Consider the following 26997-nt stretch of genomic DNA (forward strand, 5'->3'; position numbering starts at 1 on the left):
ACCCCATGGAAGGGGGCGGCGCCGGGGCCAAAGCAACCCAGTCGTCGAACCGGCGGACCCAGCCGTGGTGGCAGGCTCAGCCGAGCACGGTTTCCAGCGCTGCGCCGTCGGCCAGGATCCGCCACGCCGGCACCCTGATGGCCCGTGCGAATCCGGCTGCCGGTCCGGCGTCGATCAGTACGGCCGTGTTCTCGCCGTCCGCGGTGAACAGCAGGTCCACCGTCTGCCCTCCGATGACCGGGGCTCGTTCCGGATCGGTGACGCCGAGCCTGCCGAGCAGATCCTGGAGACGGTCGGCGAGTTCCTCCCAGCCCGGAGTTTCAGGCCGCCTCGGCGGCGTGCTCGTGGACGTCGCAGGCGTCGTCGATGCCGTACGTCTCCCAGGCGGGGAACTCGTCGGTGTCCGGTGCGGGTTCGCCCGGCGCGAGGAGGCAGGCGTCCAGGGCCGCGAGGAGGGAATCGCCGCGCAGACCGGTGCCGATGAAGACCAGTTCCTGGCCCTGTGCGGTGTCGGGGCCGCGGGTGCCGGAGGGTTCGAAGCGGGCGACGGCGCCGGCCTGGGACCACAGGCCGGTCACGCGCGGGCGGCTGGCGAGCCAGAAGAAGCCCTTGGAGCGCAGGATCCGCCCGAAGGTGCCGCTGTCGAGGCCCTTGGTGACGAACGTCCACAACCGGCCGGGGTGGAAGGCCGCGTCGGCGCGGAACACGACGGAGGAGATCCCGTATTCCTCGGTCTCGGGGACGTGGTCGCCGTTGAGTTCCCGGACCCAGCCCGGCGCCTGTTGCGCCTTCTCGACGTCGAACAGGCCGGTGCCCAGGACGTGGTCGAGGGCCACGTGCCCGCGTACGGCGGGCACGACGCGGGCGGCCGGGTTCAGTCGGGTCAGCGCGGCGCGCAGGCGTGCGGCCTGGTCCGGCTTCACCAGGTCGAGCTTGTTGAGGACGATGACGTCGGCGAACTCGACCTGGTCGACGAGCAGGTCGCTGATGGTGCGCTCGTCGTCCTCGTAAGCCGCGAGTCCCCGTGCGGCCAGTTCGTCGCCGCCTTCGAGTTCCGGCAGGAAGTTCGCGGCGTCGACGACGGTGACCATGGTGTCGAGGCGGGCGAGGTCGCCGAGGGTGGCGCCGTCGTCCCGGGGGAAGGAGAAGGTCGCGGCGACCGGCATGGGCTCGGAGATGCCGCTGGACTCGATGAGCAGGTAGTCGAAGCGGCCTTCGCGGGCGAGCCGGTCGACCTCCTCCAGGAGGTCGTCGCGCAGGGTGCAGCAGATGCACCCGTTGGTCATCTCGACCAGCCGCTCCTCGGTGCGCGAGAGCGCCGCCTCGCCGCCGCGCACGAGCGCGGCGTCGATGTTGACCTCGCTCATGTCGTTGACGATCACCGCGACCCGCAGGCCCTCGCGGTTGCCCAGGACGTGGTTGAGCAGGGTGGTCTTTCCCGCGCCGAGGAAACCGGACAGAACGGTCACAGGCAGGCGATCGTACGAGGTCATGCGATCAGCCCTCGGGGTGGATGAGGCCGCGCTCGTACGCCTTCACCAGGCGCTGGGGGACCTGGTGGACGGAGCCGTCGATGGTGATCGGCACCAGCTGGGGCGTGGTCGCCTTCCACTGGGCGCGGCGGTGGCGGGTGTTGCTGCGGGACATCTTCCGCTTCGGGACGGCCATGGTGGAACTCCTCGGTCCGGTGGGGTGACGCTGGAAAAGGCTATATGAAAATGGGTGCCATTTTCAAACCGACCGTCCGTGTGCGGCACCCCGCAGAGCCCCCCTGCTCGCCCGTAGGGGTGCCGCACACGGACCGGCGTACTACCAGGACGACTTGGTCACTCCGGGGAGGAATCCCGCGTGCGCCTGCTGTCGTGTCCGTACGCGGGAGAGGCCGAACTTGCGCAGGTAGCCGCGGGGGCGGCCGTCCACGCTGTCGCGGTTGCGGACGCGGGTGGCGCTGGCGTTGCGCGGCTGTCGGCGCAGCTCGGCGAGGGCGGCGTCGCGTTCGGCCGGGGTGGCGGACGGGCGGCGGATGATCTCCTTGAGTTCGGCCCGCCGGGCGGCGTACCGCTCGACCGTCTCCTTGCGCTTCTCGTTCTGCGCGATCTTGCTCTTCTTCGCCATCAGACCTTCACCCCGCGGGCGCGGATGCGGGCCACGGCGGCCTCGATGCCGATCGCGTCCACCGTCTTGATCGCCTTGGCGCTCAGGGTCAGGCGTACGTTGCGGCCCTCGCTGGGCAGCCAGTAGCGCTTGTGCTGGATGTTCGGGTCGAAGCGGCGCGAGGTGCGCCGGTGCGAGTGGGAGATGTTGTTGCCGAATCCCGGCTTGGCGCCGGTCAGTTGGCAGTGCGCTGACATGGATGTGTCGCCTTTCTCAGGGGGTGGCCTTGTTGGTAATGGAAACCATTGTCGTATAGTACCGGCATGGCACGCAACGAGATCCGCCCGATCATCAAAATCCGCTCCACGGCCGGCACCGGATTCACCTACGTCACCCGCAAGAACCGACGCAACGACCCGGACCGGCTGGTGCTGCGCAAGTACGACCCCGTCATCCGGCGTCACGTCGACTTCCGCGAAGAGCGCTGACCAGCACCCCCCACCACACCAAGGACACCGCCATGAAGCCCGGAATCCACCCCGCCTACGGTCCCGTCGTCTTCCGCGACACCGCCTCCGGCACCGCGTTCCTCACCCGCTCCACGATCACCAGCGACAAGAGCGTCGAGTGGGAGGACGGCAACACCTACCCGGTGGTCGACGTGGAGATCTCCTCCGCGAGCCACCCCTTCTACACCGGCACCGCCCGCGTCATGGACACGGCCGGCCGCGTCGAGAAGTTCGAGCGCCGTTACGGAGCCCGCTGATGGACCACGGTCACCAGCTCCCGGTCGTGATCGTCGCCGGGATGCACTCCGAGGCCCGCAGGGAGGTCGTCGATCAGCTGCTGCGCACCGTTCCCGGAAGCGTGGCGCTGCACCACGACCTCTCCGCGGCGCCCGACGGCACCGTGCTCCGTCTGATCCGCGACGCCTCCGGCACCCTCTCCACGGGTGAGACGCCGCTGGTCAACGACTGTGCGTGCTGCGCACTGCGGGAGGACCTGGTTCCCGAGTTGGAGCGGATGGCGGACAGCGGTCTGACCCGTCTCGCCGTGGTCGAGCTGTGGGACTCGGTCGAACCGAAGGCCATGGCCGAGGTCGTCGCCGGGCACGGAGAGGGCCGTTTGGTGCTGACGAACGTGATCACCGCCGTGGACCCCGCGCTCGTCCTGCCCTGCCTCGCCAACGGCGACGACCTGGCCGAGGCCGGCCTCGCCGCCGCCCCCACCGACCAGCGGACCGTCGGCGACACCTGGGCCCGTCAGCTGGAGTACGCGCCGGTCCTCGCGCTCGTAGACAGCGAGGAAGCCGACGACGAGGACCAGGCGCTGCTCGCTCAACTGCACCCCACCGCGCGGCGGGTGGCGGCCGCTTCCGTCGAACTCGCGCGGGCCGCGTTCGCCGGCTTCGACGTCGAGGCGGCGGCGGCCGCGCAGCACCCGGCGTGTGCGCTGCTGCCGCAGGAAGCGGACGAGGCCGGGGTGACCACGTTGGTCTGGCACCGCCGGCGGCCGTTCCATCCCGGGCGTCTGTACGAGGCGTTGGAGGACCTGTGCTGTGCCGCGGCCCGCAGCCGGGGCAGGTTCTGGCTCGCCGACCGTCCCGACACCCTGCTGGCCTGGGACGCGGCCGGCGGCGCGCTGTGCGTCGAGAGCGCCGGCCCGTGGCTGGCCTCACTGCCCGACGCGGCCTGGGAGATGGTCCCGCCGATGCGCCGGGCCGCCGCCGCCCTGGACTGGCACCCCGAGCACGGCGACTGCTGCCAGCACCTGGTCTTCACGTCGCCCGGCCTCGACCGCGACGGGCTGGAGCGGCTCCTCGACTCCTGCCTGTTGACGGACGCGGAGTACGGCTCGGGGCGGGAGGCGTGGAAGGACCTACCCGCCGCCTTCGACGCCCTCCTCGACGCCGCCTGATTCCCGTCCCGCCCCCCCTGTGCACCCCCACCCCCTGTGCACCCCCACCCGCTGTGCACCCCCACCCCCTGTTCGCCTCACGCAAGGAGAATCCGCCATGGCCCGACGCCCCGTCGCCCACAAGCCCGTCAAGTCCAAGCCCAACCCGCTCGACGCGGCCGGGATCACCTACATCGACTACAAGGACACCGACCTGCTGCGGAAGTTCATCTCCGACCGCGGCAAGATCCGCAGCCGGCGCGTCACCCGCGTCACCGCCCAGCAGCAGCGCGCCCTGGCCGCCGCCATCAAGAACGCGCGCGAGATGGCCCTGCTGCCCTACGCCGGTCGCTGACTCCCGATCCACCTCGGCTGCCGGCTCGTGGGCTCTCGGCGCGCGGCCCGCACCAGCCGGGCGGTGGTCCTCCCCGAGCGCCGGGCCATGGCCCGCAGGCGAGTGTCGGACCCGGTTCGACCGCCGCGCGCCACGGGTCCAGACTGGAGGAGAGGTCCGACGCGCCCGGGGCAGGGCGCGTGCGGAAGGAGGCGTCATGCATCCCCTCGCCATCGCCGGTGCGGCTGCCGGCAAGCTGGCCCACTACGCGGTGTCCGGTGTGGTCGGCGCGCTGATCCTCAAGAAGCTGCCCGATGCCCAGCCCGCCGCGCGCAAGGCGCTGGTGGGCGGGCTCGCGGGCGGCATCGTGGCGGGCCGGTGGCTGTCCTCGGCCGCCGAGGAGGCCCGGCTCAAGGCCGGGGACATGCTCGCGGAGGCACGTACCTCGCTCGGCGAGGAGGTCCCGCCGCCCTCGGCCGTCAAGGTCGACCACGACCACGACCACGGCCACGAGCACTGATCATGTCCGCGGTCCTCGTCCGCTCGGTCGCCACGGGCAGAGCCCGGCTGACCGTCCCCTGGCTGCGTGACCGTCCCGGCTGCGCCGGACTCGTCGACGACCGTCTCACCCACCTCGGCGGCTTCCGGGCCCTGCGGATCTTCCCGCGCACGGGCAGCGTCGTGATCTGGATGGAACCCGCCGACCTGGACGTGGACGCGCTGGTGCGCGCGCTGGAGGAGGCGCCGCCCGCATCGGCCCCGGCCAAGGCCACCCGGTCGGCTCCGGACTCGTCCACCGGTGAGATCGTCCGGCTCGTGGTCGGCGGGGCGGTCCTCGCGTTCGTGGCCGTGCGCCGGCTGCTGGCCCGGCCCCGCATCGGCATCGGCTCCTCCGGATTCCTGGGCGTCGTCACCGTCTTCACCGGTCTGCCGTTCTTCCGCGGCGCCCTGCGCACGCTGCGCGGCCGCGGCAGTCCCGGCACCGACACGCTGGTGACCGCCGCGACCGTCATCTCCCTGGTGCTGCGCGAGAACGTGGTCGCCCTCACCGTGCTGTGGCTGCTCAACATCGGCGAGTTCCTCCAGACCCTCACCCTGCGCCGCACCCGCCGCGCCATAGAGGACCTGCTCACCATCGGTGAGGAGCGGGTCTGGCTGGTCCGGGAAGAGGGTGTGGAGATCGAGGTCCCGCTGGAGGAGCTGACGCCGGGCGATGTCGTCGCCGTGTACGAGCACCACCGGATCCCCGTCGACGGGCACGTGACCGGCGGCGAGGCCCTCGTCGACCAGGCCGCCGTCACCGGCGAGGCCCTGCCGGTCTACGCCAGGGAGGGAGCCCACGTCTACGCCGGCACCATCATCACCTCCGGCTCGCTGACCGTACGCGCCGACTCCGTCGGCCGGGACACCACGGTCGGGCGGATCATCAGCCGGGTCGAGGAGGCCCAGACCGACCGGGCGCCGATCCAGACCGTGGCCACCCGTTTCACCCAGCGCTTCGTCCCGGTCTCCTTCGCGCTCGCGGCACTGACGTACGTCGTCACGCGCGACGCGCGCCGGGCGATGACGATGCTGCTGATCGCCTGCCCGTGCGCCGCGGGCCTGGCGACCCCGACCGCCATCAGCGCCGCCATCGGCAACGGAGCCCGTCGCGGCACCCTCATCAAGGGCGGCACGCACCTCGAAGGCGTGGGCCGGGTCACCGCCGTCGTCTTCGACAAGACCGGCACCCTCACCTTCGGCAAGCCCCTGGTCACCAGCGTCGTCGCCCTCAGTGAACGCTTCGGCGCCGACGAGGTGCTCAGCCTGGCCGCCTCCGGCGAGCTCCACGCCCGCCACCCGCTCGCCCAGGCCATCGTCGCCCGCACCGAGGAGCAGCACCTGCACGTACCCCTCCACCAGGCCTGCGAGGTCGTCCTCGGGATGGGCATGCGCGCCGAACTCGACGGCACCCGGCTCCTGGTGGGCAGCCCCGCCCTGCTGCGCCGGCACGGCATCGACCTCACCGAGGACGCCCAGGAGTGGACCGACCACCTGCGCCGGGGCGGCGAGACGGTCATCTGCCTGGCCCTGGACGAGGAGTTCATCGGCCTGCTCGGGGTCTCCGACGCCGTCCGGGCGGGCGCCGACATCGTCGTCCGGCAACTGCGCGACCTGGGCGTTTCGCGGCTGGTCCTGCTCACCGGCGACGCCCCGGAGACCGCCCAGGTGGTGGCGGACGCCCTCGGCATCACCGAAGTGCACGCCCACGCCCTGCCGGAGGCCAAGCTCCAGCTGATCCGCGAGCTCCAGGCCGAGGGCCACACCGTGGCGATGGTGGGCGACGGTACGAACGACGCTCCGGCGCTCGCGCTGGCGGACGTCGGCATCACGATGGGCGAGCACTCGTCCCACGTGGCCCTGGAGACCGCCGACATCGCGCTCGCGGGCAACGACCTGCGCCAGGTCGCGGCCGTGGTCGAACTCAGCCGTCACACCCTGCGCGTCGTACGGCAGAACTACGGGCTCGCCATCGGCGTCAACCTGCTCGGGCTGGTCGCGGGCGCGGGCGGCTCCATGAACCCGGTGCTGGCGGCGCTGTTGCACAACACCAGCAGCATCGCGGTCGTCGGCAACTCCGCCCGACTCGTCAACCACACCCCGCACCTGCCGCGGGTGGAGGCGGACGCGCTCAGGCCCGCGCCTCTGGAGGAACGCCGGGTCACATGACGCCGGCCGGCTCCCGGCCCGGTCCTGTCGCCTGCCCGGGAGTCATCGCGCGGATCGGGATCTCGAAGTGGACGGTCCCGAAGCCTTCGCCGTGCTCGCCGGTGGTGCGGGCGTCGAAGACCTCCGTGGCGATGCCGCGCCAGAAGCCCTCCGCGCCGGGGATGTTGACGTTGGTGTGGAGGTAGACGCGGTCGTAGCCGGGTACGGACGCGGCGAACGCGCAGGCGGTGCGCACCATCACCCGGGCCAGTCCGTGGCGCCGGTGCTCGGGGCGTACGTACACGCGCAGCAGTTGCGCGGTCCGACCTGACGGGTAGCGCTCGACGAGGCCGCGCGGGTGCGGCGGGTGGGCGGGGCCGCGCGAGGTGAGCGCGGTGGTGCCGACCACCTCGTCGTCGTCGCGCGCGGCCACCACGAGGGTGTGCCGGGGGTGGCGCAGGTACGTGCCGTCGAGGTCGACGACGTCGGCGTGCCAGGCCGGGACGTACCCGTAGTCGAACTCCCGGTAGAAGGTGTCCAGCATGACGCTCCGGGCACCGGGCAGGTCCTCGGCCCTCGCGTGCCGCACCGTGTACGGCCCGACCCTCTGATCTCGCGTCAGCTCTGTCATGACTCTCCGCCTCCCATGCTCCGCCTCTCGTGCTCCGTGGGCCGCAGGTTATCGGAAATCTGTTGTATTGGAAATGAAAACGATTTCAGATAACGTCTGCGTCGCACGGAGCCGACGGCACTCTGGGAGGAAGTTCCGGTGGGACATCTGCTGGTGATCGAAAGCTGGGTCGGGTCGATGAGCAGGCTGCTGCCCAAGGCGATCCGCGAAGACGGGCACGAGTTCACCTTCGTCACCCGCGACCTGCACCACTACCTGCGCTCCGCCCCGGCGGGCGACGGTACGCACCCGCTGCTCACGGCCCGCAACATCGTCACGGCCGACACCAACGACACCGACGCGCTGCTTACGCGGATCGAGGACCTGCACGCCGTCCTCGGCTTCGACGGGGTGGTCTCCTCGTGCGACTACTACCTGCCGGCCGTCGCGCACACCGCACGGCGGCTCGGCCTGCCCGGACCCGCCCCGGAGGCCGTCGAGGCGGCGTGTCGCAAGGACCTGACGCGCCGTGTGCTCGCCGAAGCCGGAGTGCCGGGGCCCCGGTTCGCGCTCTGCGAGGGCGCCGGGGAGGCGGCGGCAGCGGCCCGGGAGATCGGCTACCCGCTCGTCGTGAAGCCGGTGGACCTGTGCGCGGGCATGCTGGTCCGCGCGGTGCGCGACGAGCGCGAACTGGAGCTCGCCTGCCAGGCCCTCGCCGAGTTCCCCGTCAACGCCCGTGGCCAGGACCGGGCCCCCGTCATCCTGCTCGAAGAACTGCTGCACGGACCCGAAGTCAGCGTCGAGACCGTCTCCTTCGGCGGCGCGACCCAGGTCGTGGGCGTCACCGACAAGAGCATCGGCGGGGCGCCCGCCTTCATCGAGACCGGCCACATGTTCCCGGCCGGGATCGAGGAGGCGACGGCGTCCGAGGCCGCCGAGACCGCGTCGCGGGCGGTCAAGGCGTTGGGGCTGGACCAGGTGGTCTGCCACACCGAGATCAAACTGACCCCTGACGGGCCCCGGCTGGTCGAGGTCAACCCCCGCCCGGCCGGCAACCGGATCACCGAACTGGTCCGCCACGTCACGGGCGTCGACCTGGCGACCGCCTGCGTGGACGTGGCCCTCGGCCGCGTGCCCGACCTCGCGCCGCGTCGGACCGGAGTGCGCAGCGCCGCCATCGCCTTCCTCCTGCCCGACACCTCCGGCACCCTCGCCGGTGTCGAGGGCGAGGAAGCAGTCCGCGCCCGGCCCGAGGTGCTGGAGCTCACCCTCGCCGAGGCAGGCCGCACCGTGCGGGCCGCCACCAGCAACAACGAGTACCTCGGGCACGTCATGACCGCCGACACCGAGGGCGGCGGCGCCCGCGTCGCCGCCGAGGGGCTGTTGGCCGGCCTGCGTCCCCGTTACGAGCCGTCCGCGGGGGTTCCCGCATGACGACCCTGTCCGCCCCGCACCTGGTCGGAGCCGAAGGGTCCGGAAACGGCGACCCGCTCGTCCGGACCGTTGAGCAGCTGTTCGACGCCGTCCGCGCCGGAGCGTACGGACCCGACCCGGCCCACGAGCGGATATCGCTCGCCTTCACCACCGCCCAAGCCGTCCGGCACGAAGGGCGCAGCAGCGGCTACCGCAACGAGGTGCTGAGCCTGCGGCTCGACGCGGCCGTCGGATCCTGCGCCGTGGAGCCCGGGGCGCTGCCCGGGGACGCCCTGGACGACTGCGTGGGCGCCACCGTCGCCGACCTCCTGCGCCACCCGCTCCTGCCGGTGCGGATCGCGGCCCTCGACGCCTACCTGGCCCACGTACGCCCGCACACGCCGGACAACGGTGCCCGCCCGTACGCGCTGCCGGCCGGCAGCTCGCTGAGCCGTTCGAAGACGCGGGCCCGTGCCGTCGTCGACCTGCTGCCCGCGGACGGCGTCCCGCCCGCTGAGAGCCGCCCGGTCCTGGTGGTCGGGGTGGTGAACTCGCTGCTGGAGCAGCTGCGGGCGCGGGGACTCGACTACCTGCCGTGCGACCTCAAGGGCGGCGCCACCGAGTGGGGCGAGCCCGTCCTGCGTGACACCGAGGCGCAGTTGGAGCGCTGCGGCGCCGTCCTCGCCTCCGGCATGACCCTCGGCAACGGCACCTTCCAAGGCCTGCTCGACCACGCCGCCCGGACCGGCAAGCCCCTCGTGATGTTCGCCCAGACCGGCAGCGCCGTCCTGCCCCGCTTCCTCGGAGCCGGGGTGAGAGCCGTGTCCGCCGAGCCGTACCCGTTCTTCTGGCTCGACGGCGGCCCCGGCGTCATCCACCGCTACGGAGGCCGTCCGTGACCTTCGCCCCGCCGATGCACCGGTCCGCTGCCGGTGCCGCCGCCCATCCCGCGTTGCTGCCCCTGCTGGGGCGGACCCCTGTCGCTCGTATCCACGCCGACCTGCCCCACCCCCATCCCGGGTTCTGGGCCAAGCTCGAATGCCTCGGCGCCGGCGGGATGAAGGCCCGCGCGGCGATGTCCATGCTGACCGGTGCCCGCGGGCGCGGCGAGCTGCGCCCCGGCGCCCCGGTCGTCGAATCCACCTCCGGCACCATGGGCATCGGGCTGGCCTTCGCCGGACAGGCACTCGGCCACCCCGTGATCCTCGTCGGCGACCGCGAACTCGAACCGTCCATGCGCCAGTTGCTGCGCGCCTACGGCGCTCGCCTGGAGCTGGTCGATCGCCCGGCCGCACAGGGAGGCTGGCAGGCCGCCCGCATCGCCCGGCTCCACGAGGTCCTGGCCCGCACCGAGGGCGCCTACTGGCCCGACCAGTACAACAACCCCGACAATCCGGCGGGCTATCGGTCGATGGCCGCGGAATTGATCGGCCAGCTCGACCACCTGGACGTCCTGGTGTGCAGCGTGGGCACCGGCGGACACAGTGCCGGACTGGTCGGCCCGCTGCGCCGCCGCTGGCCCCGGTTGAAGGTGATAGGCGTCGACTCCGTCGGCTCCGCCATCTTCGGCCAGCCCGCCCGGCCGCGCCTGATGCGCGGACTCGGCAGCAGCATCCACCCCCGCAACGTCCGCCACGGCGTGTTCGACGAGGTGCACTGGGTGGGTCCCGCCGAGGCCGTCGACGCCTGCCGGCGGCTCGCCCGGGGCAGCTTCGTCAGCGGAGGCTGGAGCACCGGTGCGGTCGCCCTGGTCTCCGCGTGGGCGGCCAGGGCCGAGCCCGGAGCCGTCGTCGCGACCGTCTTCCCCGACGGCCCCCACCGTTACCTCGGCACCGTCTACGACGACGACTTCTGCCACGCCCACGGACTGACCGCCACCGCCCCGGCCACCCGTCCACTGGAGATCCCGCACCCGCGCGCGGCCGAGGCCTTCGGCTGGGCCCGCTGCCGCGCTGTCGTCGACCCCGTCGGCGCACGCGCCGAGGGGGCGCTCGCCCCCCACGTCCTGGCCCCCGGAGGCGCCGCATGAAGCTCACCTGGCACACCGCCTCGCTGGAACTGGCCGAGCCGTTGCGCATCTCCCGATCCGTGATGGCCCGCCGCGACGCCGTCTGGGTCGACCTGGAACACGGCGGACTGCGCGGCTGGGGGGAGGCCGTGAGCAGCGAGTTCCTCGGGCTGCCCACCGACCGCATCCTGCGCCACCTCAGCGCCGTACGCCCGGCGTTCGAGCGTCTGCCGGACCCGGAGACCGCCTGGGCCGAACTGGCCCCCGCGGGCTCCCTCGGCGCCGACCTGCCCGCCGGGGTCCTCGCCGCGGTCGAGGCCGCCGTACTGGACCTCACGGGCAAGCGGGCCGGGGAATCCGTCCACCAGTTGCTCGGCAGTCCGCTGCCTCCGTCGGCGGCCACCGCCCGGACCATCGGCATCGTCTCGCCCGTCTCCGCCGCCGCCCGGGCCGGCCGGCTCGCCATGACCGGATTCACCGTCCTGAAGGTCAAGGCGGGCTCCCCCGATCCGGCCGAGGACCTCGCCCGCGTCGAGGCCGTCCGTGAAGGGGCACCGGACGCCGACCTGCTGCTCGACCCCAACGGCGCCTGGACCGAGGACCAGGCCCACGCCCTGCTGCCGCGCTTCGCCGCCCTCGGCGTCACCGCCGTGGAGCAGCCCATCGCGGCCGGCCGGCCCGAGGCCCTGGCACGGGTCGCGATCGCCTCCCCGGTCCCGGTGATCGCCGACGAGGACGCCGTCTCCTACGAGGACGCCCTCGCCCTGGCCGGCCGGGTCCACGGGGTCAACGTCAAACTCGCCAAGTGCGGCGGCGTACGAGCCGCGCTGCGCATCCATGCCGCGCTGGCCGGCAGCGGCACCGACCTCATGCTCGGCTGCCTGACGGCCAGCTCGCTCGGGATCGCACCCGCCGTCCACCTGGTCGACCGGGCCCGCTGGGTCGACCTCGACGGGCACCTGCTCCTCGCCGACGACCCGTGGACGGGGATCGGCGGCGCCGACGGCACCGTATGCCCCGCCCCGCGCGGCGGCCTGGGCGTGCTGCGCCGCGCCGCCATACCCGCGGGGGTCGCACGGTGAGAACCCTCGCCGCGGTGCGCGGCTTCCCGCCGGCCGTGCGGCTCCTGCTGATCAACCAGCTCGGCGTCAACACCGGCTTCTACCTGCTCATCCCGTACCTGGCCACTCACCTCACCGACGACCTCGGCATGTCGGCGGCGCTGGTCGGCCTGGTCCTGGGCCTGCGCAACCTCAGCCAGCAGGGGATGTTCCTGATCGGGGGCTCGGCGGCCGACCGCCTCGGGGCCCGTGGGGTGATCATCGCGGGCTGTGGGCTGCGTACCCTCGGCTTCGCGCTGTTCGCCCTCGGCGACGCACTGCCCGTACTGATCGCCGCGTCGGTGCTGAGCGGGCTGGCCGGGGCCCTGTTCAATCCCGCCGTACGGACGTACGTCGCCCAGGAGTCCGGCGACCGCAAGGCCGAGGCGTTCGCCCTGTTCAACGTGTTCGCCACGGCCGGGGCGCTGCTCGGGCCGCTGCTGGGCGGCCTGTTGCTCTTCGGCGGTTTCAGGGTGGCCGCGCTCACCGCGGCGGGCGTGTTCGCGCTGCTGACCATCGCGCAGGCCGTCGTACTGCCCGCTCGTGCGGTGCCGCGGCCGACCGGCTCCGTCCTCGGCGACTGGCGGGAGGTGGCGGGCAACCGCCGCTTCGTGGCGTTCGCCCTGGCCATGGTCGGCATGTACGGGATGGAGAGCCAGCTCTACCTGCTGCTTCCGCACGCCGCCCGGGACGCCACCGGCTGGGCCGGCGCCGTCGGGCTGCTCTTCGCGGCCGGGACGCTGGCGAACCTGCTGTTCCAGCTGCGCCTCACCCGGCGGCTGTCCGGACGGGGCGGCGGACGCGGCCGCTGGATCGCCGCCGGGCTCGCGGTCAGCGCGCTCGGTTTCGTACCGCCCATGGTGGTGGCGGGCGCGGCGGGGGAGTACCCCGCGCGGCTGCTGCCGGTCCTGGCCGGGGCGCTGCTGCTGCACCTGGGGGTGATGGCCGCCCAGCCGTTCGTCATGGAGCTCGTCCCGTCGTTCGGCCGCGCGGAGCTCACCGGCACGTTCTACGGCCTCTTCTACGCGGTGTCAGGCGTAGCCGCCGCGGGCGCCGGGGCGGGCGTCGGGTGGGCCATGGACACCGCCTCGCGCACCGGCCCGGCGTGGCTTCCGTACGCCTGCTGCACGGCGCTCGGCCTCGCTTCGGCGGCTGCCGTCGCCCGACTGCATCGGCGTGGGTCGCTCGCCCCTGGCCTTGGCCCTGGCCTTGGCCCTGACCCCGGGCCGGACGCGGCATCCGCCGGTCCGCACCGCGAGCCCCGCTCCCCGAGCGAGCCCCGATGAGTACCGGCAACCTCCTCACCGACCACCCCGAGCTCTACGAAGAGCGCTTCCCCGACCCCGACCGTCTGGCCGCCCGCTGGGCCGAGGACACCCTGCGCCGCCACGGCGCGGGACCTCGTGTCCTGGACGTCGGCTGCGGCACCGGCCGCGACGCCGCCTGGCTGCACCACCATGCCGGGCGGCGCGTCACCGGCATCGACACCGCCGAGACCATGCTCGCCCACGCCCGCCGCGCCCACCCCGGCCCCGACTACCACCGCGGCGACATGCGGGACTTCGACCTCGGGGTCACCTTCGACGCGGTCATCTGCCTGGACAGCGCCCTCCTGTACTGCCACACCAACGACGACCTGACGGCGTTCCTCGACCGTTGCCGCGCCCACCTCACCCCCGGCGGCCTGCTCATCGCCGAGATGCGCAACGGCGCCTTCTTCCTCGGCAACACCGAACTCCTCGACGGACCGCGCACCGCCTCCTTCGACTGGCGCGGCACCACCCACACCTCCCACACCACCCTGTGGATCGATCACGGCGCCCAACTCCTGTGCCGCCGCCGCACCTGGACCGCCGACGACGGGACCCCGTCCCCGGACCGGCAGGAGCAGCACTCCGCCTGGCGACTGCTGTTCCCCCAGGAACTGCGGTACTTCCTCACCACGGCCGGCTTCGAGGTCCTCGACCTGTACGACCGCCCCGGCCCGCGTACCGAACCGGCGTGGTGCGAAGGCAACTCCCCGTCTGGGACCACGAGTTCCGACCGCCTGCACCTCGTCGCCCGCTTCGTGGACGGCCACTGACCACCCTCCCCAGCAGCATCGGAGACACCACCCGTGAACAGCCCCCGCTCCGGCCTCGCCCGCCGAGGATTCCTCCTGGCCACCGCCACGGCCACCGCAGCAGCCCTCGCCCTCACCGCCGGCTGCGCCGGCGACACCGGCAAGAACGCCGACGCCAAGAACGGCGCCGCGGCCGGCAGCCCCCAGCGCGGCGGCACCCTGCGCGCCGCCTTCCCGGGCGGCGGGGCAGGCGAGACCCTCGACCCGCACGCCGCGAACCTGTTCGTGGACGCCGCCCGCGCCAAGGCCCTCTACGACAAGCTCGCCGACTTCGGCGCCGACCTCGCCCCCGTACCGCGGCTCGCCGAGCGGTGGGAGCCCAACGAGACCCTCGACACCTGGAAGGTAACCCTCCGCAAGGCCGCCTTCCACGACGGCCGCCCGGTCACCGCCGAGGACGTCCTCTACAGCTACCGCCGGATCGCCGACCCCAAGGGCACCTTCCGGGCCAAGGCCTCCCTGGAGCCCATCGACCTCGCCGCCGGCCGCGCCCTCGACGCGTCCACCGTCGAGTTCAAGCTGAAGCGCCCGTACGCCGAATTCCCGAACGTGCTCGCGGCGTTCGGCGCGTACATCGTCCCCAAGGACACCACCTCATTCGACAAGCCCGTCGGCTCCGGCCCGTTCACCTTCGGCTCGTTCACCCCCGGCAAGTCGCTCGTCGTCAAGAGGAACGACGCCTACTGGGAGGGCGCGCCCCACCTCGACCAGGTGGAGTTCGTCGTCGCCACCGAGGAGTCGGCGCGCGTCAGCGCCCTGCTCGGCGGCCAGGTCCAGTACGCCCACGAGCTCAGCCCCGCCACCGCCCGTACCCACGAGGGCAAGGGGCAGGTCCAGGTCGTCCGGCTGCCCGGCAGCTCCATGCAGGGCTTCGTGATGAAGACCGACCGGCCGCCGTTCAACGACCCGAGGGTCCGCCAGGCCTTCTTCCTCATCGCCGACCGCAAGGAACTCGTCGACGGCGCCCTCTCCGGCGCCGGCGAGGTCGGCAACGACCTCTTCGGCAAGGGCTACCAGTACTACCCGGCCGGCCTGCCCCAGCGCACGCGGGACCTCGACCGGGCCCGCGCCCTCCTCAAGGAGGCCGGCGCCGAGAACCTCAAGGTCACCCTGGACACCGCGCCCGCCGCCACCGGCTTCGTCGAGGCCGCCGGGATCTTCAAGGAGCAGGCCGCGAAGGCCGGGGTCACCGTCGAGGTCAAGGTCGGCAACAAGGACACGTACTGGAAGGACATCCTCGACAACGGGACCTTCGCCTCCTACCGGTCCGGGTCCATGCCCATCGAGTCCCACATCTCGCAGCGGCTGCTCACCGGATCCACCACCAACGCCACCAAGTGGAAGCAGAAGGACTTCGACGACCTGTACCAGCAGGCCCAGTCCACCCGGGACGAGAAGGAGCGGGCCGCCCTCTACGAGCGCATGCAGCGCCGCCTGTACGACGAAGGCGGCTTCCTGATCTGGGGCTTCGCCGACTGGATCGTCGCCACCGCGCCCGCTGTGCGCGGCGTCGACGCGAAGGCCCCGGCCAACACCCTCGACTGGGCCCGCTTCGACAAGCTCTGGCTCGCGTGAGCCCGCACCTCTCGTGGGTCGGCCGCCGCCTGCTCCTCGGTCTGGGGCAGACGGCGGCCGTCGTCCTGTTCGTCTTCGCGCTCACCGAGGCCCTGCCCGGGGACGCGGCCGTCGCCCTGGCCGGCGACCAGCCCGACCCCGAGCGCATCGCCCGCATCCGCGCCGCCCTGGACCTCGACCGCCCCGCCGCCGAACGGTTCCTGGACTGGGTCGCCGGACTCCTCCACGGCGACCTCGGCACCTCCCTGGTCAGCGGACGGCCCGTCTCCGGCTACCTGGCCGGCGGCCTCGGACCCACGGTGCTGCTCGCGTCCGCCACGCTCCTCGTCCTGCTGCCGCTGTCGGCCGGCCTCGGCGTGCTGTGCGCCCGCCGCGAGGGCGGCCCGCTGGACCGCACCCTCAGCGCGCTGACCCTGGCCGTGCACTCCGTACCCGAGTTCGCCCTCGGGGTGCTGCTGGCCACGGTGTTCGGGCTGTGGCTGGGCTGGCTGCCGCCCACCGCCGTCGGCGCGGACGCGCTCACCGATCCGGCCGTCCTGGTCCTGCCCGTCCTCGTCCTCATCTCCCGGCCCGTGTGCACCATCAGCCGCCTCGTGCGCGCCGTGATGATCGAAGCGATGGCCTCGCCGTACGTCGCCCAGGCGCGGCGCTACGGGATCGGCGGAGCGCGCGTCCGCTGGGCGCACGCCTTGCCCAACGCCCTCGCTCCGGCCGCCCAGCAGCTGGCCCGGACCTGCGACTGGTTGCTGAGCGGGGTCATCGTCGTCGAGGCGCTCTTCGTCATCCCGGGCCTGGGAACGGTGCTCATCGACGCCGTCGCCGCCCGGGACGTGCCCGTCGTCCAGGGCATGGCCGTCGTCTTCGGTGTCGTCACCGTCATGGCGAACCTCGGGGCCGACCTCGTCGCGCGCCGGTTCGCCCCCCGGGCGGAGGTGATCGCGTGAAGCGCCGTCTGCCCAGGTACGCGCTCGCGGTCGGGCTCATCGCCGTGCCCCTGCTGCTGGCCGCCCTCGGGCCGCTGCTCGCCGGGCCGGCCGGGCCGCGCTCGGTCTCGTTCGCATCGGGCGCGGGGCATTGGCTCGGTACGGACTTCAGCGGGCGGGACGTGTGGCGGCAGGTCCTGCTCGGCGGCCGCTCGGTCGTCCTCGTCGCGCTGGCGGCCACGGGTCTCGCGTATCTGGTGGCCGTTCCGCTCGGGCTGACCGCCGCCCTCACCCGCCGCACCTGGCTGGAGGAGGCCCTCATGCGGCCCCTCGACGTACTGATCGCCGTGCCCTCGCTCCTGCTGGTCCTGCTGGTGGCCGCGACCCTGACCCCGGGGCCCGCCGGACTGGCCGTCCTGGTCGGTCTGGCCGCCGTACCCGACGCCGCACGGGTGGTGCACGCGGCGGCGGCCGAGATCGCCTCCCGGACCGCCGTCGAAGCGCTGCGGATGCAGGGGGAGTCCTGGTGGCACACGGCGTTCGGCTACGTCGCCCGCTCCATGCGCCGTACGCTCGCCGCCGACGCCGGCATCCGGCTCACCGGAGCCCTCTACCTGGTGGCCACGGCCGCGTTCCTCGGGATCGGCGTCGAGCCGGACGCCGCCGACTGGGCGGTGATGGTGGACCGCAACCGCACGGGACTCTTCCTCCAGCCGTGGGCCGTCGTGGTGCCCGCCCTCCTCATCGCCGCCCTGTCCATGGGCACCAACCTGCTCTTCGACGCCGCCCTGCACACACCGGCCGCGAAGGCCGCGAGGAAAGGAGGCCGGGCATGAACCCGGTCGCGGAAGTGGACGGCCTGCGCGTGGAGGTGGCCGGCAGCACGCTCGTCGACGGGGTGAGCCTGACGGCCCGCGCCGGCCGCATCACCGCCCTCGTCGGGCCGTCGGGCAGCGGAAAGACCACCACCGGACGCGCCCTGCTCGGCGAGTTCCCACCCGGCGCCCGCGTCGAAGGGCGGATCCGCACCCCGGGCGGCGGCGCCGTCGGCTACGTACCCCAGCACCCCGCCGCCGTCCTCAACCCGGCCCGGCGTGCCGGAGCCCTTCTGCGGGACATCGCCGCCCGCCGGGGCGGCACCCGCCGCGAGATCCGCGCCCGCGTCGAGCACGCCCTGCGGCGCGCCCAGCTCCCCGACCCCGCGATGGTGCTGCGCCGCTACCCCCACCAGCTCTCCGGCGGCCAGCAGCAGCGGGTCGTCATCGCGCAGGCACTGCTCCTGGGCGCCAAAGTGATCGTCGCGGACGAACCCACCACGGGCCAGGACCCGGCCACCAAACAGGGCGTCGCCGAGGCGCTGGCCGACGTCGCCGCGCAGGGCATCGCCGTGGTCCTGCTGAGCCACGATCTGGACGTCGTACGGCGATTGGCCGACGAAGTGGTCGTGCTGCGGGCCGGCCGGGTCGTGGACCGGGGCCCGGCGGACGTGGTGCTGCCCACCCCCGCCAAGCCGACGGCCGAACGGTCACGATCCGCCGTACCCTCCGGCGGAACGCGCTTGGAGGCGAGGGGCCTGGTTGCCCGACACCGGACGGCACGCGGCACCGTTGCGGTGCTGCACGACATCACGGTGTCGGTCGCGCCGGGGGAGTGCCTGGCGGTGGTTGGCCGCTCCGGCAGCGGCAAGACCACCCTGGGCCGGTGCCTGGCCGGGCTGCACTCCGCGTACGAGGGGGCGGTGCTGCTCGACGGCGCACCCCTCCCGCGCGGTATCCGCGCCCGCACCCCCGCGGAACTGGCCGCCGTCCAGTACGTCTTCCAGGACCCCAAGGCGGCCTTCGACGAGCACCGGCCGGTCCTCGACCAGGTCGCCCGCACGGCGGTCCGACTGCGCGGCGCCGACCGGGACAACGCGCGCCGGACCGCCGCGAAGATCCTGGAGGAACTGGGGCTGGCAGCGGACCTGACCCTGCGCCGGCCGGGCGCGCTCTCCGGTGGCGAACTCCAACGGGCCGCCCTGGCGCGGGCTCTGCCGGCCGAGCCCAAGGTCCTGATCTGCGACGAGATCACCTCCGGCCTCGATGCCGCCACCCGCGACGTCATCCTCACGCACCTGGCCGGGCTCCGCGAACGGGACGGGCTCAGCCTGGTCTTCATCACCCATGACCGAACGGCCGCCGACGTGTTGGCCGACCGCACCCTGGTGCTCGACGCCGGCCGCGTGGCCATGGGCGGTGAGCACCGGATCGGCGTGGACGTCGGGGGCTGAGTGGATGCCGGCGCGGCGCGGGCTCGCGGGTCTCAAGAGCGCCGACAGCGCGCCGCAGGCGTGCTGCGCTACCCCGGACGGGCAGCCACAGCCCGTCGACATCGTCGACATCGTCGACATCGCGCAGAACCCTGTCGCTTCTTCCTGATCGACGCAGCCCGGCCCTGCCGGGAGTCCCGCGATCAATCCGAAGTTCGGCGCAGGATCAGGCAGAGGAAGCCGAAGCTGTCGCGGTAGCCGTGCAGCCACTGGGAACGGCGGGCGGTGGCCGTCTCCCGTGCCTGTGCGGCGGCCGGGTCGCCAGGGTGGTCCAGGGACCAGGAGGCCAGGGAGCCCCAGCAGGCCCACTCGTAGGCGTCCAGCTCGTCACGGGTGCTGATGTGGCCGTGGACGGGGGTCCAGCCGTCGGCGACGACGCGGTCCACCGTGGTCGCCAGGTCGGCGAGGTCGCCGAACATCTCGACGGCCGCCGGTGAGGGGGCGCGGTCCCAGAACGACTCGCCGATCAGCACGCGGCCGCCGGGGGCCAGGTGCTCGCGGGCCGCCGCGAGGGTGGGGAGGAGACCACCGAAGGCGTGGGTGGCGCCGACGCTGATCACCAGGTCGAAGGGCTGTGCGGAGGTGAAGTCCGCGGCTTCCTGTCGGTGGAGGACCAGGCGCTCGGTGAGCCCGAGTTCGCTTGCGGCCTGGTGGGCCCGAGCCAGGGCGACTTCGGAGACGTCGACGCCCTCGGCGCGCAGGTGCGGGCGCTTCGCCAGGGCGCGCAGCAGCCACTCCGCAGTGCCGCAGCCGAGGTCGAGCACGCGCTCGTCGCCTCGCGGGAGGCCGCGTTCGAGCAGGCGGCCGACGGAATCGTCGGCGAGCGGGGCCTTGATCGGATGGTCGACATGGGCGATCAGGGAGACCTGCTCGCGGCTCATCGGCGCGGTCATCGGCGCCCCTCGGTGCGGATCGTGCCGGCGACGGCCTTGGGCCGTGCCTTCGTCTCGGGGGCCAGGGCCGCCCTGAGTGCGGTCGACAGGGACGCGCAGGTCGGGGTCGGGTCGTCGTGTGCCGCGCCGATGCCCGGCTCGGCCACGCGGGCGGCCCGGTGCCGCTGGTCAACGAACTGGGCAACCACCACCTGGGGCGCACCGCCGCCCACCGGTGCGAGACCGATCGTCGTGCGGTGGGCGTTGGGGGACTGGAGGTACAGGGCGTTTGCCTTTCGGGCGTCCAGGTCCCGCAGGGCCTGGTTGTCGGTCGTGCCGGGCGGGGCGGGCGGGTTGGGCCGAGGCGACGGGAGGTAGTGCGCCGAGGGCATCTCGAACGGGTGGAAACCCGCGTACACGTAGCGGATGCCCGGCTTCTCCGCCACCGAGCGGGCGCCGGCGGGCATCAGACCACTCGCCACCAGGACGTCACAGCCCTCGGCCGCCTCGTCCGCCATCAACGGGACACGCATCGCGTGAATCTCCCCATTCCCTTCAGGTCGTGGGCACGTCGAGCTGGAACTCGCGCGTGCGGCGGTAGGAGCGGAACCCCAGGCGGTGGTTGACCGCCAGCATGTGGACGTTGTCGTCGGCGTTGTCCGTCTCGATCTCGACGACGTCCGGGTGCTCGGCGCGCAGCCGGCGCAGCATGGCGGCCTTGACCCACAACCCCAGGCCGTGTCCGCGGTGTGCGGGGACGACCGCCGTGTCGTACTGCTGGGCGCGCGGCGCCGAGCCCCGGGGAAGCAGGATCTCGGTGTAGCCGGCCATGGCGCCGTCGTCGTGGACGGCGGCGATGGTCAGCAGCGTGTCCCCGCGATCGGCGACCACCTGGGCCATGGCGCGGACGCGGTCGGCGTCCCAGGCCACGGTGCCGTAGTCCGCGTCCCCGACGGGCATGTCGTTCATGGCGTACTTCGCGGCGGCGAAGGCGTCGGCGAGGTCGTCGGGAACCGTTCCGGTCCAGCCGGTCAGCCGGTAGCCGGGGTGTTCGGCGTCGGCGACCTGGAGGAGGCCCGCCTCGCCCGCCTCGTCCGCCTCGTCGAGGCGCAGGAGCAGGTGGTCCAGGGTCAGCACGGGTCGGAAGCCGCGCTGCGCGCCGAACTTCTCACCCGGGCCGTCGGCCGGGGCCGTGGCGATCAGGCTGCGCCGGTTCTCGGTGCGGCAGGCCGCCACGACCGCCGACAGCAGGAGGGAGCCGGTTCCCAGGCGGCGGTGTGCGGGGTCGACGTGGAGTTCCAGTTCGGCCAGGTGCTCCTGGCCCGGGGAGGTGAACACCCGCAGGCCGGCGACGCCGACCGGGACGTTGTCGGCGCCGGTGGCCAGCCAGGACAGCCGGTGGCTGCCCAGAGCGGGCGTGGTGAGCCGGGCGAGGATCTGTCCGGGGTCGGGGACCGGCACGCCGGGCAGGTCGTGGGCCGTCGAGGCGGCGACGACCCGATGCCAGGCGGCGGCGTCGGCGGCCGAGACGTGCTGGAGCGGAGTGACGTGCGCTGATGTGGGCAAGGTGATGGCCTTCGTGGTCGAGTCGGTCGTATGCGGTCGTATGCGGTCGTGCTTCGGGAGGGTGCGAGGGTTCGCTCGCGTTCCTTCAGTCGGTGTGGCGCACGAGCGGCCAGTCGATGTCGATCCCGGCCGCGGTGGCGAGGTAGTTGGTGAACACGTTGAGGGCGACATGGGCGACGACCTCGACGATCTGCCCGTCGGACAGGCCGGCGCGCCGGGCCGCGGCCCGCTGCTCGGCGCCGATGCCTCCGCGCTCACGGACCACCGTGGCGGCCAGAGCCAGGACTGCGGCGGCCCACGGGTCGTCGGCCTCGCCCCGGCGTGCGCGGGTGGCCTCCGCGGCACTCAGCCCCGCCACCTTGGTCCCGCGGAACGCGTGCACGGACAGGCAGTAGTCGGACCCGTTCTCCTGCGCCACCAGCAACGCGACGCGCTCACGCACGTCCGCCGACAGGGTCCCCTCCGCGCTCAGGGTGGTCACGACGCCCAAGTACGCCTTCAGTACGGCCGGGCTGTTCGCCATCACCCGGGCCAGGTTGGGGATGACCCCCAGGGCCTGGTGCGTGGCGGTGAACAGAGCGGCGGATTCACCGGTCGCGATCTCCGGTTCGACGGTGTGGAGTGACATGCGGGCAACCCTGCCGGTTGATCTTGATACATTCCCGATGCATCTTCGATGCACGCGACGGCGACCCCTGGAGTGACGGCATGCGGTTCACGGTCCTCGGTCCGGTGGAGGTCGCGGCTCCCGGTGCGGACGCGCCCCGCCTGGCACCCCGTCATCGCGCGGTGCTCGCCTACCTCTTGCTGCACGTCGGGACCGTGATCAGTACGGATCGCCTGATCGACGCGATGTGGGGGCCGCTGCCGCCCGATTCCGCCCGCGCGCAGATCCAGACCACGATCGCCGCGATCCGACGGATGCTGCGCGCTTCGGGAGCCGACGGGATCCTGGCCACGCGGGCGGCCGGGTACGTGATCACCACCGGGCCGGGACAGCTCGATCTGGACGAGTTCACCGGCCTGATCGCCGAGGCACCGGCCGGCTCCGGCGACCCGGGGGACACCGCCGGCCGGATACGGGCGGCGCTGGCGCTGTGGCGGGGAGAGCCGCTGGCCGACATCACCGCCCACTACGTCGAGAGCGCCAGAGCGCGGCTGACCGGGCAGCTCCTGACCGCCGTAGAGCGCCTGGCCGATCTGGAACTGGCCCGGGGGCGCCACGACGACCTCATCGACGAACTGTCCGTCCACGCGGCGGCCCACCCCTTGCGGGAACGGCTCTGCTGCCAACTGATGCTCGCCCTGCACCGCGCCGGACGCCAAACCGACGCGCTGCACGTGGCGAGGACCTTCCGGGCGACCCTGGCCGAACGGCAGGGACTGGATCCGGGCCACGCGTTCGGCAAGCTCGAACAGGACATCCTGCGGGACGCCCCCGATCTGCGGCCGCCGCTCACCGCGCAGCGGCCGGCGAAGCCGCAGGGGACCAACTTCCTGCCCTACGACGTCCCGGACTTCACCGGACGCGAAGACGAGATCGACGGGCTGGTCCGCCGGTGGTCGGGCAGCAACGGCGGCAACGGCGGCGTCGTGACGATATCGGCGATCGACGGGATGGCCGGGGTCGGCAAGACGACGCTCGCGGTCCACGCGGGGCACCGCCTCGCGGACCACTTCCCGGACGGACAGCTCTTCATCGACCTCCAGGCGCACACCGCCGGCCAGGCGCCGCTGGACGCCGGTACCGCGCTCGAAGTCCTCCTGGGCCAACTCGGCGTGCCCGCCCAGAACATACCCGCGTCGGTGGCCGATCGGGCCGCGCTGTGGCGGTCCGAACTCTCCGGCCGTCGCGTGCTGGCGGTGCTGGACAACGCCCTCGGCGCCGACCAGGTACGCCCGTTGCTGCCCGGATCCTCCCGCGCCCTCATCCTGGTCACCAGCCGCCGAAGGCTGACCGACCTGGACGGGGCGCACGCGCTGTCCCTGGACGTGCTGCCCGCCGCGGAGGCCGTGGAGTTGTTCACGGCGATCGTCGGCGAACGGGCGGCCGCCGAACCCCTGGCCGTCCTCGACGTGTTGCAGTTGTGCGGGTTCCTGCCGCTGGCCGTCCGCATCGCCGCCGCCCGCCTGCGCCATCGTCCCCGCTGGACCGTCGCCCACCTGGCCGACCGGCTCCGCGATCAGCGCCGCAGACTCGCCGAGCTGGCCACCTCGGAGCGAGGAGTGGCGGCGGCGTTCACCCTCTCCTACCTGCAACTGACTGAGGATCAGCAACGCATGTTCCGGCTCCTGGGGCTCCAGCCGGGCCGTGACATCAGCCCCGAGGCGGCGTCCGCACTGACCGGCCTTCCGCTCCGGCAGGCCGAAGACCTCCTGGAAGACCTCCTGGACGCCCACGTCCTGACCCAACACCGGCTCGGCCGCTACACCTTCCACGACCTGCTGCGCGAACACGCCCTCGCCACCGCCGCCGCCGAGGAACCCGCCGACGCCCGGCGCGAGGCCCTCGGCCGACTGTTCCACCACTATCTCCACACCGCGAGCACGGCCATCGACCACCTCTACCCCGAGGGCAAGCACCACAGGCCACGCATTCCCGCGCCGGCCACCCCGACCTCGCCCCCGCAGGACGAGGCCGAGGCGATCGCCTGGCTGGACGGCGAACGCGCGAACCTCATGGCGACCGGCCAGTACGCGGCCGAGCACGACTGGCTCGCACACACCGGCCAACTGGCCGCCACCCTGCACCGCTATCTGCTGGGCCACGCCCACCAGGCCGACGCGCTGGCCCTCGGCGGCCTGGCCCTGCGAGCCGCCCGGCGCAGCGGCGACACAGCCGCCGAAGCCCGTACGCTCATCGATCTCGGCCAGGTGCACTTCTGGTGGCACGGCGCCTACGAGCAAGCGGCGGAGCACTACCGGCACGCCCTGGACCTCGCCCGCGAGATCGGCGACCAGGGCGTCGCGGCCGGCGCACTACAGGCCCTCGGCGGCGTCTCCAGGCGGCGGCGGGAGTACGACCGGGCCCACGACCACTGCGCGCGGGCCCTCGTGCTCTTCCGCGAGCTCGGCGACCGCGCCGGCGTCGCCAGATGCCTGACCGACCTCGGCATCGTCCACGAACGCCAAGGACGGTACGAGGACGCGCACGAGCACCATCGGCAAGCGCTGGACGTGTACCGCGAGACGGGATCGCGCATCGGCGAGACCGTGGTGCTGAACAACATCGGGCTGCTGTGCCAACGGCAAGGCCGCTACGACGAGGCCCGGCGCCATCACGGCCAGGCCTTGGAGCTGAGCCGCAGGTTCGACTTCCCCGGCGATGAGGCCGAGTCGCTCAACGCGCTCGCGGAAGCCGCCCGTTGCCTCGGCGACCTCGACGGGGCCGTGGCCGAACACGACACCGCGCTGACCCTCGCCCGCGAGGTCGGCTACCGCCCCGAGCAGGCCCGCGCCCATGACGGCCTGGCGCGCGTCCACCGCGACCTCGGCCGCGTCGACCTCGCCCACGACCACGCCCGACAGGCCCTTGACCTCTACACCGCCCTCGCCGTCCCCGAGGCCGACGAGATCCGCGCCTTCCTCACCGGACTGGCGCCGACCGCGAACGAGGACGCCGCGGCGAACGGCCGCTGATCAGCGGATCTCGGGCCGGTCCACGCGGGCAGCGGGTACGATCGTCCGCGGCGATTCCCCTCTCTGCGTCCCCACTCGGGATGAGCAGACCGCCGTCGTCCCTGACGCGTGTGCCGAGACCGGTGACCCCGGACGGCACCGGGACCACTGACGTACGAATGGCGCACGTTTCCGACAGGGGTCGCCATGTGGACACCCATCCTGCGTATCGGCTGGGTGGTCTCCGCCCATTCGAGATCATCTTCACGAGGAGGAGAGAGAGCATGCGCATCTCCATCGACAACGACAAGTGCATCGGCGCGGGGCAGTGCGAGTTGACGGCTCCCGGCGTCTTCGAGCAGGACGATGACGGGGTATCGGCGGTGCTTCCGGGCCGAGAGGACGGGGCGGGAGACCCGTTGGTGCGCGAGGCCGCCCGCCGCTGCCCGGTGGGCGCCATCGGCATCTCCGAAAGCTGAGATCCGTCAACAGGCCAATTCGCGGCGCGAATGGCCGAAGTCGATCTTTTGCGGGAAAAGGCGGTAGTGTGGGGCCGGGCGCGATCAGTGTGGCAGCGGCCCGCGTCGCCTCAACTCGGGGTCAAGCGCGGGCCGATGCACGAATTGCGGAGGTGGACCGTTGACGGATGCCTTGATAATCCCCGAGTCTCAGGCACCCAGTTTTCCCGTGGACCGTACGTGTCCGTACAACCCGCCCGCCGAGTACATGAAGATGGCGGCAGAGGGGCCGCTGAGCAAAGTGGCGCTGTACGACGGGCGACTCGCGTGGCTGGTGACCGGGTATGAGGAGGCGCGAGCGCTACTGACCGATTCACGAATTTCGGCCAACCGACAGAATCCCGGGTTCCCGATCCTGGTGGAATTCGCGGCGGAGTTCATCCGCCGGGTGCGCAACCCGTTGCTGGGCGTGGACGAGCCGGAGCACGGGCCAATGCGCAGGATGCTCATCCCGGCGTTCACTCTCAAGCGGGTCGCCCGGATGCGGCCGGGCATTCAGCAGGTGGTCGACGATCTGCTGGACACGATGCTGGAGCAGGGGTCGCCGGTGGACCTGGTGTCCGCGTTCGCGCTGCCGGTTCCCTCGAAGGTGATCTGCCAACTGCTCGGCGTGCCCTACGAGGACAACGCGTTCTTCGAGGAGCAGTCGCGGCGGATGCTGCGCGGGCCGCTCGCGGAGGACGTGCACGACGCTCGGCGACGGCTGCGTGAATACCTGGACGGGCTCATCGTCGCGAAGGAGGCCGCGCCCGGTGAAGGGCTCCTCGACGAGCTGGTCGAGGAACAGCTCAAGCCCGGATTCATCGACCGGCACGACCTGGCCACGCTCATCATGGTCCTGTTGGTGGCCGGCCACGAGACCACGGCCAACATGCTCTCCCTGGGCGCCTTCACGCTGCTCGAACACCCGGACCAGCTGGCCCGGTTGCGCGCGGCTCCGCAGGAGGCGGCGGCGGACACGGTCGAGGAGCTGCTGCGGTACCTGTCCATCGCGGACGCCACGCCCCGCGTCGCCACGGAGGACATCGAGATCGCCGGGCAGACGATCCGGGCCGGGGACGGAGTCCTGTTCGCCACCTCCACGGTCAACCGCGATGCCGCCGTCTTCCCCGACCCGGAGGCGTTCGACGTGCGCCGCGGGCAGCGCCAACACCTGGCGTTCGGCTTCGGTATCCACGCGTGCCTGGGCCAGAACCTGGCGCGGGCCGAGATGGAGATCGCGTTGAGCTCGCTCTTCACCCGCATCCCGGGGCTGCGCCTCGCCGTTCCCGCCGCCGAGCTGCCGGTGCGGGGCGGACACTCCATCCAGGGCCTCGACACGCTCCCGGTCGAGTGGTGAGGTCCCTGCGGCG

29 protein-coding genes are annotated in these 26997 nt (G+C 72.8%); 19 read left to right on the plus strand and 10 right to left on the minus strand.

Annotation, left to right across the window (positions count from 1 at the left end):
- Positions 1-76: 76 nt before the first annotated feature.
- From M4D82_RS25120 to rpmB, 5 genes are all read right to left on the minus strand, one after another.
- Positions 77-220 carry a hypothetical protein gene (locus tag M4D82_RS25120; protein ID WP_249768184.1) on the minus strand — a complete coding sequence of 48 codons (144 nt, stop codon included), beginning with the start codon at positions 218-220 and terminating at the stop codon, positions 77-79.
- Between the two features lie 100 nt (positions 221-320).
- Positions 321-1493 carry a GTP-binding protein gene (locus M4D82_RS25125; RefSeq protein WP_249768185.1) on the minus strand — a complete coding sequence of 391 codons (1173 nt, stop codon included), beginning with the start codon at positions 1491-1493 and terminating at the stop codon, positions 321-323.
- 4 nt (positions 1494-1497) lie between these two features.
- Positions 1498-1668 carry a 50S ribosomal protein L32 gene (gene rpmF, locus M4D82_RS25130; protein WP_249768186.1) on the minus strand — a complete coding sequence of 57 codons (171 nt, stop codon included), beginning with the start codon at positions 1666-1668 and terminating at the stop codon, positions 1498-1500.
- Between the two features lie 141 nt (positions 1669-1809).
- A complete protein-coding gene (gene rpsN, locus M4D82_RS25135; RefSeq protein WP_249768187.1) occupies positions 1810-2115 on the minus strand; it encodes a 30S ribosomal protein S14 in 306 nt (101 codons plus the stop codon).
- Positions 2115-2351, minus strand: coding sequence for a 50S ribosomal protein L28 (gene rpmB / locus M4D82_RS25140; RefSeq protein ID WP_249768188.1), 237 nt, complete (start codon positions 2349-2351; stop codon positions 2115-2117). The genes rpsN and rpmB overlap by 1 nt, the downstream gene beginning before the upstream one ends.
- Positions 2352-2417: 66 nt before the next feature.
- On the opposite strand from rpmB, the gene rpmG reads away from it, so the two are divergent.
- The 6 genes from rpmG to M4D82_RS25170 all read left to right on the plus strand — a co-directional run bounded on the left by rpmG (position 2418) and on the right by M4D82_RS25170 (position 7033).
- Positions 2418-2582, plus strand: coding sequence for a 50S ribosomal protein L33 (rpmG, locus tag M4D82_RS25145; RefSeq protein ID WP_249768189.1), 165 nt, complete (start codon positions 2418-2420; stop codon positions 2580-2582).
- Between the two features lie 32 nt (positions 2583-2614).
- A complete protein-coding gene (locus M4D82_RS25150) occupies positions 2615-2860 on the plus strand; it encodes a type B 50S ribosomal protein L31 (RefSeq protein WP_249768190.1) in 246 nt (81 codons plus the stop codon).
- Positions 2860-4011 (plus strand): CobW family GTP-binding protein, encoded by a 1152-nt coding sequence (locus tag M4D82_RS25155; RefSeq protein WP_249768191.1) that lies wholly within the window; start codon positions 2860-2862, stop codon positions 4009-4011. Before M4D82_RS25150 ends, M4D82_RS25155 begins: the two co-directional genes overlap by 1 nt.
- A 97-nt stretch (positions 4012-4108) precedes the next feature.
- Complete coding sequence (rpsR, locus tag M4D82_RS25160) at positions 4109-4345, plus strand: 30S ribosomal protein S18 (RefSeq protein ID WP_249768192.1); 237 nt, start codon at positions 4109-4111, stop codon at positions 4343-4345.
- 196 nt (positions 4346-4541) lie between these two features.
- On the plus strand, positions 4542-4844 hold the full coding sequence (locus M4D82_RS25165; protein WP_249768193.1) for a DUF1490 family protein: 303 nt from the start codon (positions 4542-4544) through the stop codon (positions 4842-4844).
- 2 nt (positions 4845-4846) lie between these two features.
- The gene (locus tag M4D82_RS25170) at positions 4847-7033 is read left to right on the plus strand and encodes a heavy metal translocating P-type ATPase (protein WP_249768194.1); all 2187 of its coding nucleotides are present in this window, start codon (positions 4847-4849) and stop codon (positions 7031-7033) included.
- Here the strand turns inward: M4D82_RS25170 and M4D82_RS25175 are convergent.
- Positions 7026-7643: a GNAT family N-acetyltransferase gene (locus tag M4D82_RS25175; RefSeq protein WP_249768195.1), complete on the minus strand. Its 618-nt coding sequence runs from the start codon at positions 7641-7643 to the stop codon at positions 7026-7028. The two genes, M4D82_RS25170 and M4D82_RS25175, sit on opposite strands and share 8 nt — an antisense overlap.
- 138 nt (positions 7644-7781) lie before the next feature.
- Between M4D82_RS25175 and M4D82_RS25180 the strand changes: the two genes are divergently transcribed.
- Genes M4D82_RS25180 through M4D82_RS25225 form a run of 10 tightly spaced genes read left to right on the plus strand, consistent with a single transcriptional unit; the run spans position 7782 to position 19032 of the window.
- Positions 7782-9056: an ATP-grasp domain-containing protein gene (locus M4D82_RS25180; protein ID WP_249768196.1), complete on the plus strand. Its 1275-nt coding sequence runs from the start codon at positions 7782-7784 to the stop codon at positions 9054-9056.
- A complete protein-coding gene (locus tag M4D82_RS25185) occupies positions 9053-9934 on the plus strand; it encodes a Rossmann-like domain-containing protein (protein WP_249768197.1) in 882 nt (293 codons plus the stop codon). Before M4D82_RS25180 ends, M4D82_RS25185 begins: the two co-directional genes overlap by 4 nt.
- A gap of 14 nt (positions 9935-9948) precedes the next feature.
- Positions 9949-11064, plus strand: a complete 1116-nt coding sequence (locus M4D82_RS25190; RefSeq protein ID WP_249772145.1) for a PLP-dependent cysteine synthase family protein — start codon at positions 9949-9951, stop codon at positions 11062-11064.
- A complete protein-coding gene (locus M4D82_RS25195) occupies positions 11061-12125 on the plus strand; it encodes a dipeptide epimerase (protein WP_249768198.1) in 1065 nt (354 codons plus the stop codon). Before M4D82_RS25190 ends, M4D82_RS25195 begins: the two co-directional genes overlap by 4 nt.
- A complete protein-coding gene (locus tag M4D82_RS25200; RefSeq protein WP_249768199.1) occupies positions 12122-13429 on the plus strand; it encodes an MFS transporter in 1308 nt (435 codons plus the stop codon). The genes M4D82_RS25195 and M4D82_RS25200 overlap by 4 nt, the downstream gene beginning before the upstream one ends.
- Positions 13426-14226 carry a class I SAM-dependent methyltransferase gene (locus M4D82_RS25205; protein ID WP_249768200.1) on the plus strand — a complete coding sequence of 267 codons (801 nt, stop codon included), beginning with the start codon at positions 13426-13428 and terminating at the stop codon, positions 14224-14226. The genes M4D82_RS25200 and M4D82_RS25205 overlap by 4 nt, the downstream gene beginning before the upstream one ends.
- 33 nt (positions 14227-14259) lie before the next feature.
- Positions 14260-15840 (plus strand): ABC transporter substrate-binding protein, encoded by a 1581-nt coding sequence (locus M4D82_RS25210; RefSeq protein WP_249768201.1) that lies wholly within the window; start codon positions 14260-14262, stop codon positions 15838-15840.
- Positions 15837-16784, plus strand: coding sequence for an ABC transporter permease (locus tag M4D82_RS25215; RefSeq protein ID WP_249768202.1), 948 nt, complete (start codon positions 15837-15839; stop codon positions 16782-16784). Before M4D82_RS25210 ends, M4D82_RS25215 begins: the two co-directional genes overlap by 4 nt.
- Positions 16781-17599 (plus strand): ABC transporter permease, encoded by an 819-nt coding sequence (locus M4D82_RS25220; RefSeq protein WP_249768203.1) that lies wholly within the window; start codon positions 16781-16783, stop codon positions 17597-17599. Before M4D82_RS25215 ends, M4D82_RS25220 begins: the two co-directional genes overlap by 4 nt.
- The gene (locus M4D82_RS25225; protein ID WP_249768204.1) at positions 17596-19032 is read left to right on the plus strand and encodes an ABC transporter ATP-binding protein; all 1437 of its coding nucleotides are present in this window, start codon (positions 17596-17598) and stop codon (positions 19030-19032) included. The genes M4D82_RS25220 and M4D82_RS25225 overlap by 4 nt, the downstream gene beginning before the upstream one ends.
- 182 nt (positions 19033-19214) lie before the next feature.
- Here the strand turns inward: M4D82_RS25225 and M4D82_RS25230 are convergent, their stop codons facing one another.
- From M4D82_RS25230 to M4D82_RS25245, 4 genes are all read right to left on the minus strand, one after another.
- Entirely contained in the window at positions 19215-19952 is a 738-nt protein-coding gene (locus M4D82_RS25230; RefSeq protein ID WP_249772147.1) for an SAM-dependent methyltransferase, read from the minus strand.
- Between the two features lie 8 nt (positions 19953-19960).
- Entirely contained in the window at positions 19961-20476 is a 516-nt protein-coding gene (locus M4D82_RS25235; RefSeq protein WP_249768205.1) for a glycosyltransferase family protein, read from the minus strand.
- A 22-nt stretch (positions 20477-20498) separates the two neighbouring features.
- On the minus strand, positions 20499-21509 hold the full coding sequence (locus M4D82_RS25240) for a GNAT family N-acetyltransferase (RefSeq protein WP_249768206.1): 1011 nt from the start codon (positions 21507-21509) through the stop codon (positions 20499-20501).
- Positions 21510-21594: 85 nt separating this feature from the next.
- Entirely contained in the window at positions 21595-22137 is a 543-nt protein-coding gene (locus M4D82_RS25245; protein WP_249768207.1) for a carboxymuconolactone decarboxylase family protein, read from the minus strand.
- A gap of 80 nt (positions 22138-22217) precedes the next feature.
- On the opposite strand from M4D82_RS25245, the gene M4D82_RS25250 reads away from it, so the two are divergent.
- The 3 genes from M4D82_RS25250 (at position 22218) to M4D82_RS25260 (ending at position 26984) form a co-directional block, all read left to right on the plus strand.
- Positions 22218-25148, plus strand: coding sequence for an AfsR/SARP family transcriptional regulator (locus M4D82_RS25250; protein ID WP_249768208.1), 2931 nt, complete (start codon positions 22218-22220; stop codon positions 25146-25148).
- A 263-nt stretch (positions 25149-25411) separates the two neighbouring features.
- On the plus strand, positions 25412-25606 hold the full coding sequence (locus tag M4D82_RS25255; protein WP_249768209.1) for a ferredoxin: 195 nt from the start codon (positions 25412-25414) through the stop codon (positions 25604-25606).
- A 160-nt stretch (positions 25607-25766) separates the two neighbouring features.
- On the plus strand, positions 25767-26984 hold the full coding sequence (locus M4D82_RS25260) for a cytochrome P450 (protein ID WP_249768210.1): 1218 nt from the start codon (positions 25767-25769) through the stop codon (positions 26982-26984).
- Positions 26985-26997 lie beyond the last annotated feature (13 nt).

This window comes from Streptomyces sp. RerS4, assembly GCF_023515955.1.
In the GTDB taxonomy this organism is placed as follows: domain Bacteria; phylum Actinomycetota; class Actinomycetes; order Streptomycetales; family Streptomycetaceae; genus Streptomyces.

Excerpts from the sequence above, each read along its gene's own strand:
- M4D82_RS25175 (WP_249768195.1), bottom strand. The coding sequence starts at position 7,643 with ATGACAGAGCTGACGCGAGATCAGAGGGTCGGGCCGTACACGGTGCGG.
- M4D82_RS25225 (WP_249768204.1), top strand. The coding sequence starts at position 17,596 with ATGAACCCGGTCGCGGAAGTGGACGGCCTGCGCGTGGAGGTGGCCGGC.
- M4D82_RS25190 (WP_249772145.1), top strand. The coding sequence starts at position 9,949 with ATGCACCGGTCCGCTGCCGGTGCCGCCGCCCATCCCGCGTTGCTGCCC.
- rpmG (WP_249768189.1), top strand. The coding sequence starts at position 2,418 with ATGGCACGCAACGAGATCCGCCCGATCATCAAAATCCGCTCCACGGCC.
- M4D82_RS25205 (WP_249768200.1), top strand. The coding sequence starts at position 13,426 with ATGAGTACCGGCAACCTCCTCACCGACCACCCCGAGCTCTACGAAGAG.
- M4D82_RS25155 (WP_249768191.1), top strand. The coding sequence starts at position 2,860 with ATGGACCACGGTCACCAGCTCCCGGTCGTGATCGTCGCCGGGATGCAC.
- M4D82_RS25150 (WP_249768190.1), top strand. The coding sequence starts at position 2,615 with ATGAAGCCCGGAATCCACCCCGCCTACGGTCCCGTCGTCTTCCGCGAC.
- M4D82_RS25185 (WP_249768197.1), top strand. The coding sequence starts at position 9,053 with ATGACGACCCTGTCCGCCCCGCACCTGGTCGGAGCCGAAGGGTCCGGA.
- M4D82_RS25195 (WP_249768198.1), top strand. The coding sequence starts at position 11,061 with ATGAAGCTCACCTGGCACACCGCCTCGCTGGAACTGGCCGAGCCGTTG.
- rpsN (WP_249768187.1), bottom strand. The coding sequence starts at position 2,115 with ATGGCGAAGAAGAGCAAGATCGCGCAGAACGAGAAGCGCAAGGAGACG.
- M4D82_RS25245 (WP_249768207.1), bottom strand. The coding sequence starts at position 22,137 with ATGTCACTCCACACCGTCGAACCGGAGATCGCGACCGGTGAATCCGCC.
- rpsR (WP_249768192.1), top strand. The coding sequence starts at position 4,109 with ATGGCCCGACGCCCCGTCGCCCACAAGCCCGTCAAGTCCAAGCCCAAC.
- rpmF (WP_249768186.1), bottom strand. The coding sequence starts at position 1,668 with ATGGCCGTCCCGAAGCGGAAGATGTCCCGCAGCAACACCCGCCACCGC.
- M4D82_RS25170 (WP_249768194.1), top strand. The coding sequence starts at position 4,847 with ATGTCCGCGGTCCTCGTCCGCTCGGTCGCCACGGGCAGAGCCCGGCTG.
- M4D82_RS25165 (WP_249768193.1), top strand. The coding sequence starts at position 4,542 with ATGCATCCCCTCGCCATCGCCGGTGCGGCTGCCGGCAAGCTGGCCCAC.
- M4D82_RS25230 (WP_249772147.1), bottom strand. The coding sequence starts at position 19,952 with ATGAGCCGCGAGCAGGTCTCCCTGATCGCCCATGTCGACCATCCGATC.
- rpmB (WP_249768188.1), bottom strand. The coding sequence starts at position 2,351 with ATGTCAGCGCACTGCCAACTGACCGGCGCCAAGCCGGGATTCGGCAAC.
- M4D82_RS25235 (WP_249768205.1), bottom strand. The coding sequence starts at position 20,476 with ATGCGTGTCCCGTTGATGGCGGACGAGGCGGCCGAGGGCTGTGACGTC.
- M4D82_RS25255 (WP_249768209.1), top strand. The coding sequence starts at position 25,412 with ATGCGCATCTCCATCGACAACGACAAGTGCATCGGCGCGGGGCAGTGC.
- M4D82_RS25125 (WP_249768185.1), bottom strand. The coding sequence starts at position 1,493 with ATGACCTCGTACGATCGCCTGCCTGTGACCGTTCTGTCCGGTTTCCTC.
- M4D82_RS25250 (WP_249768208.1), top strand. The coding sequence starts at position 22,218 with ATGCGGTTCACGGTCCTCGGTCCGGTGGAGGTCGCGGCTCCCGGTGCG.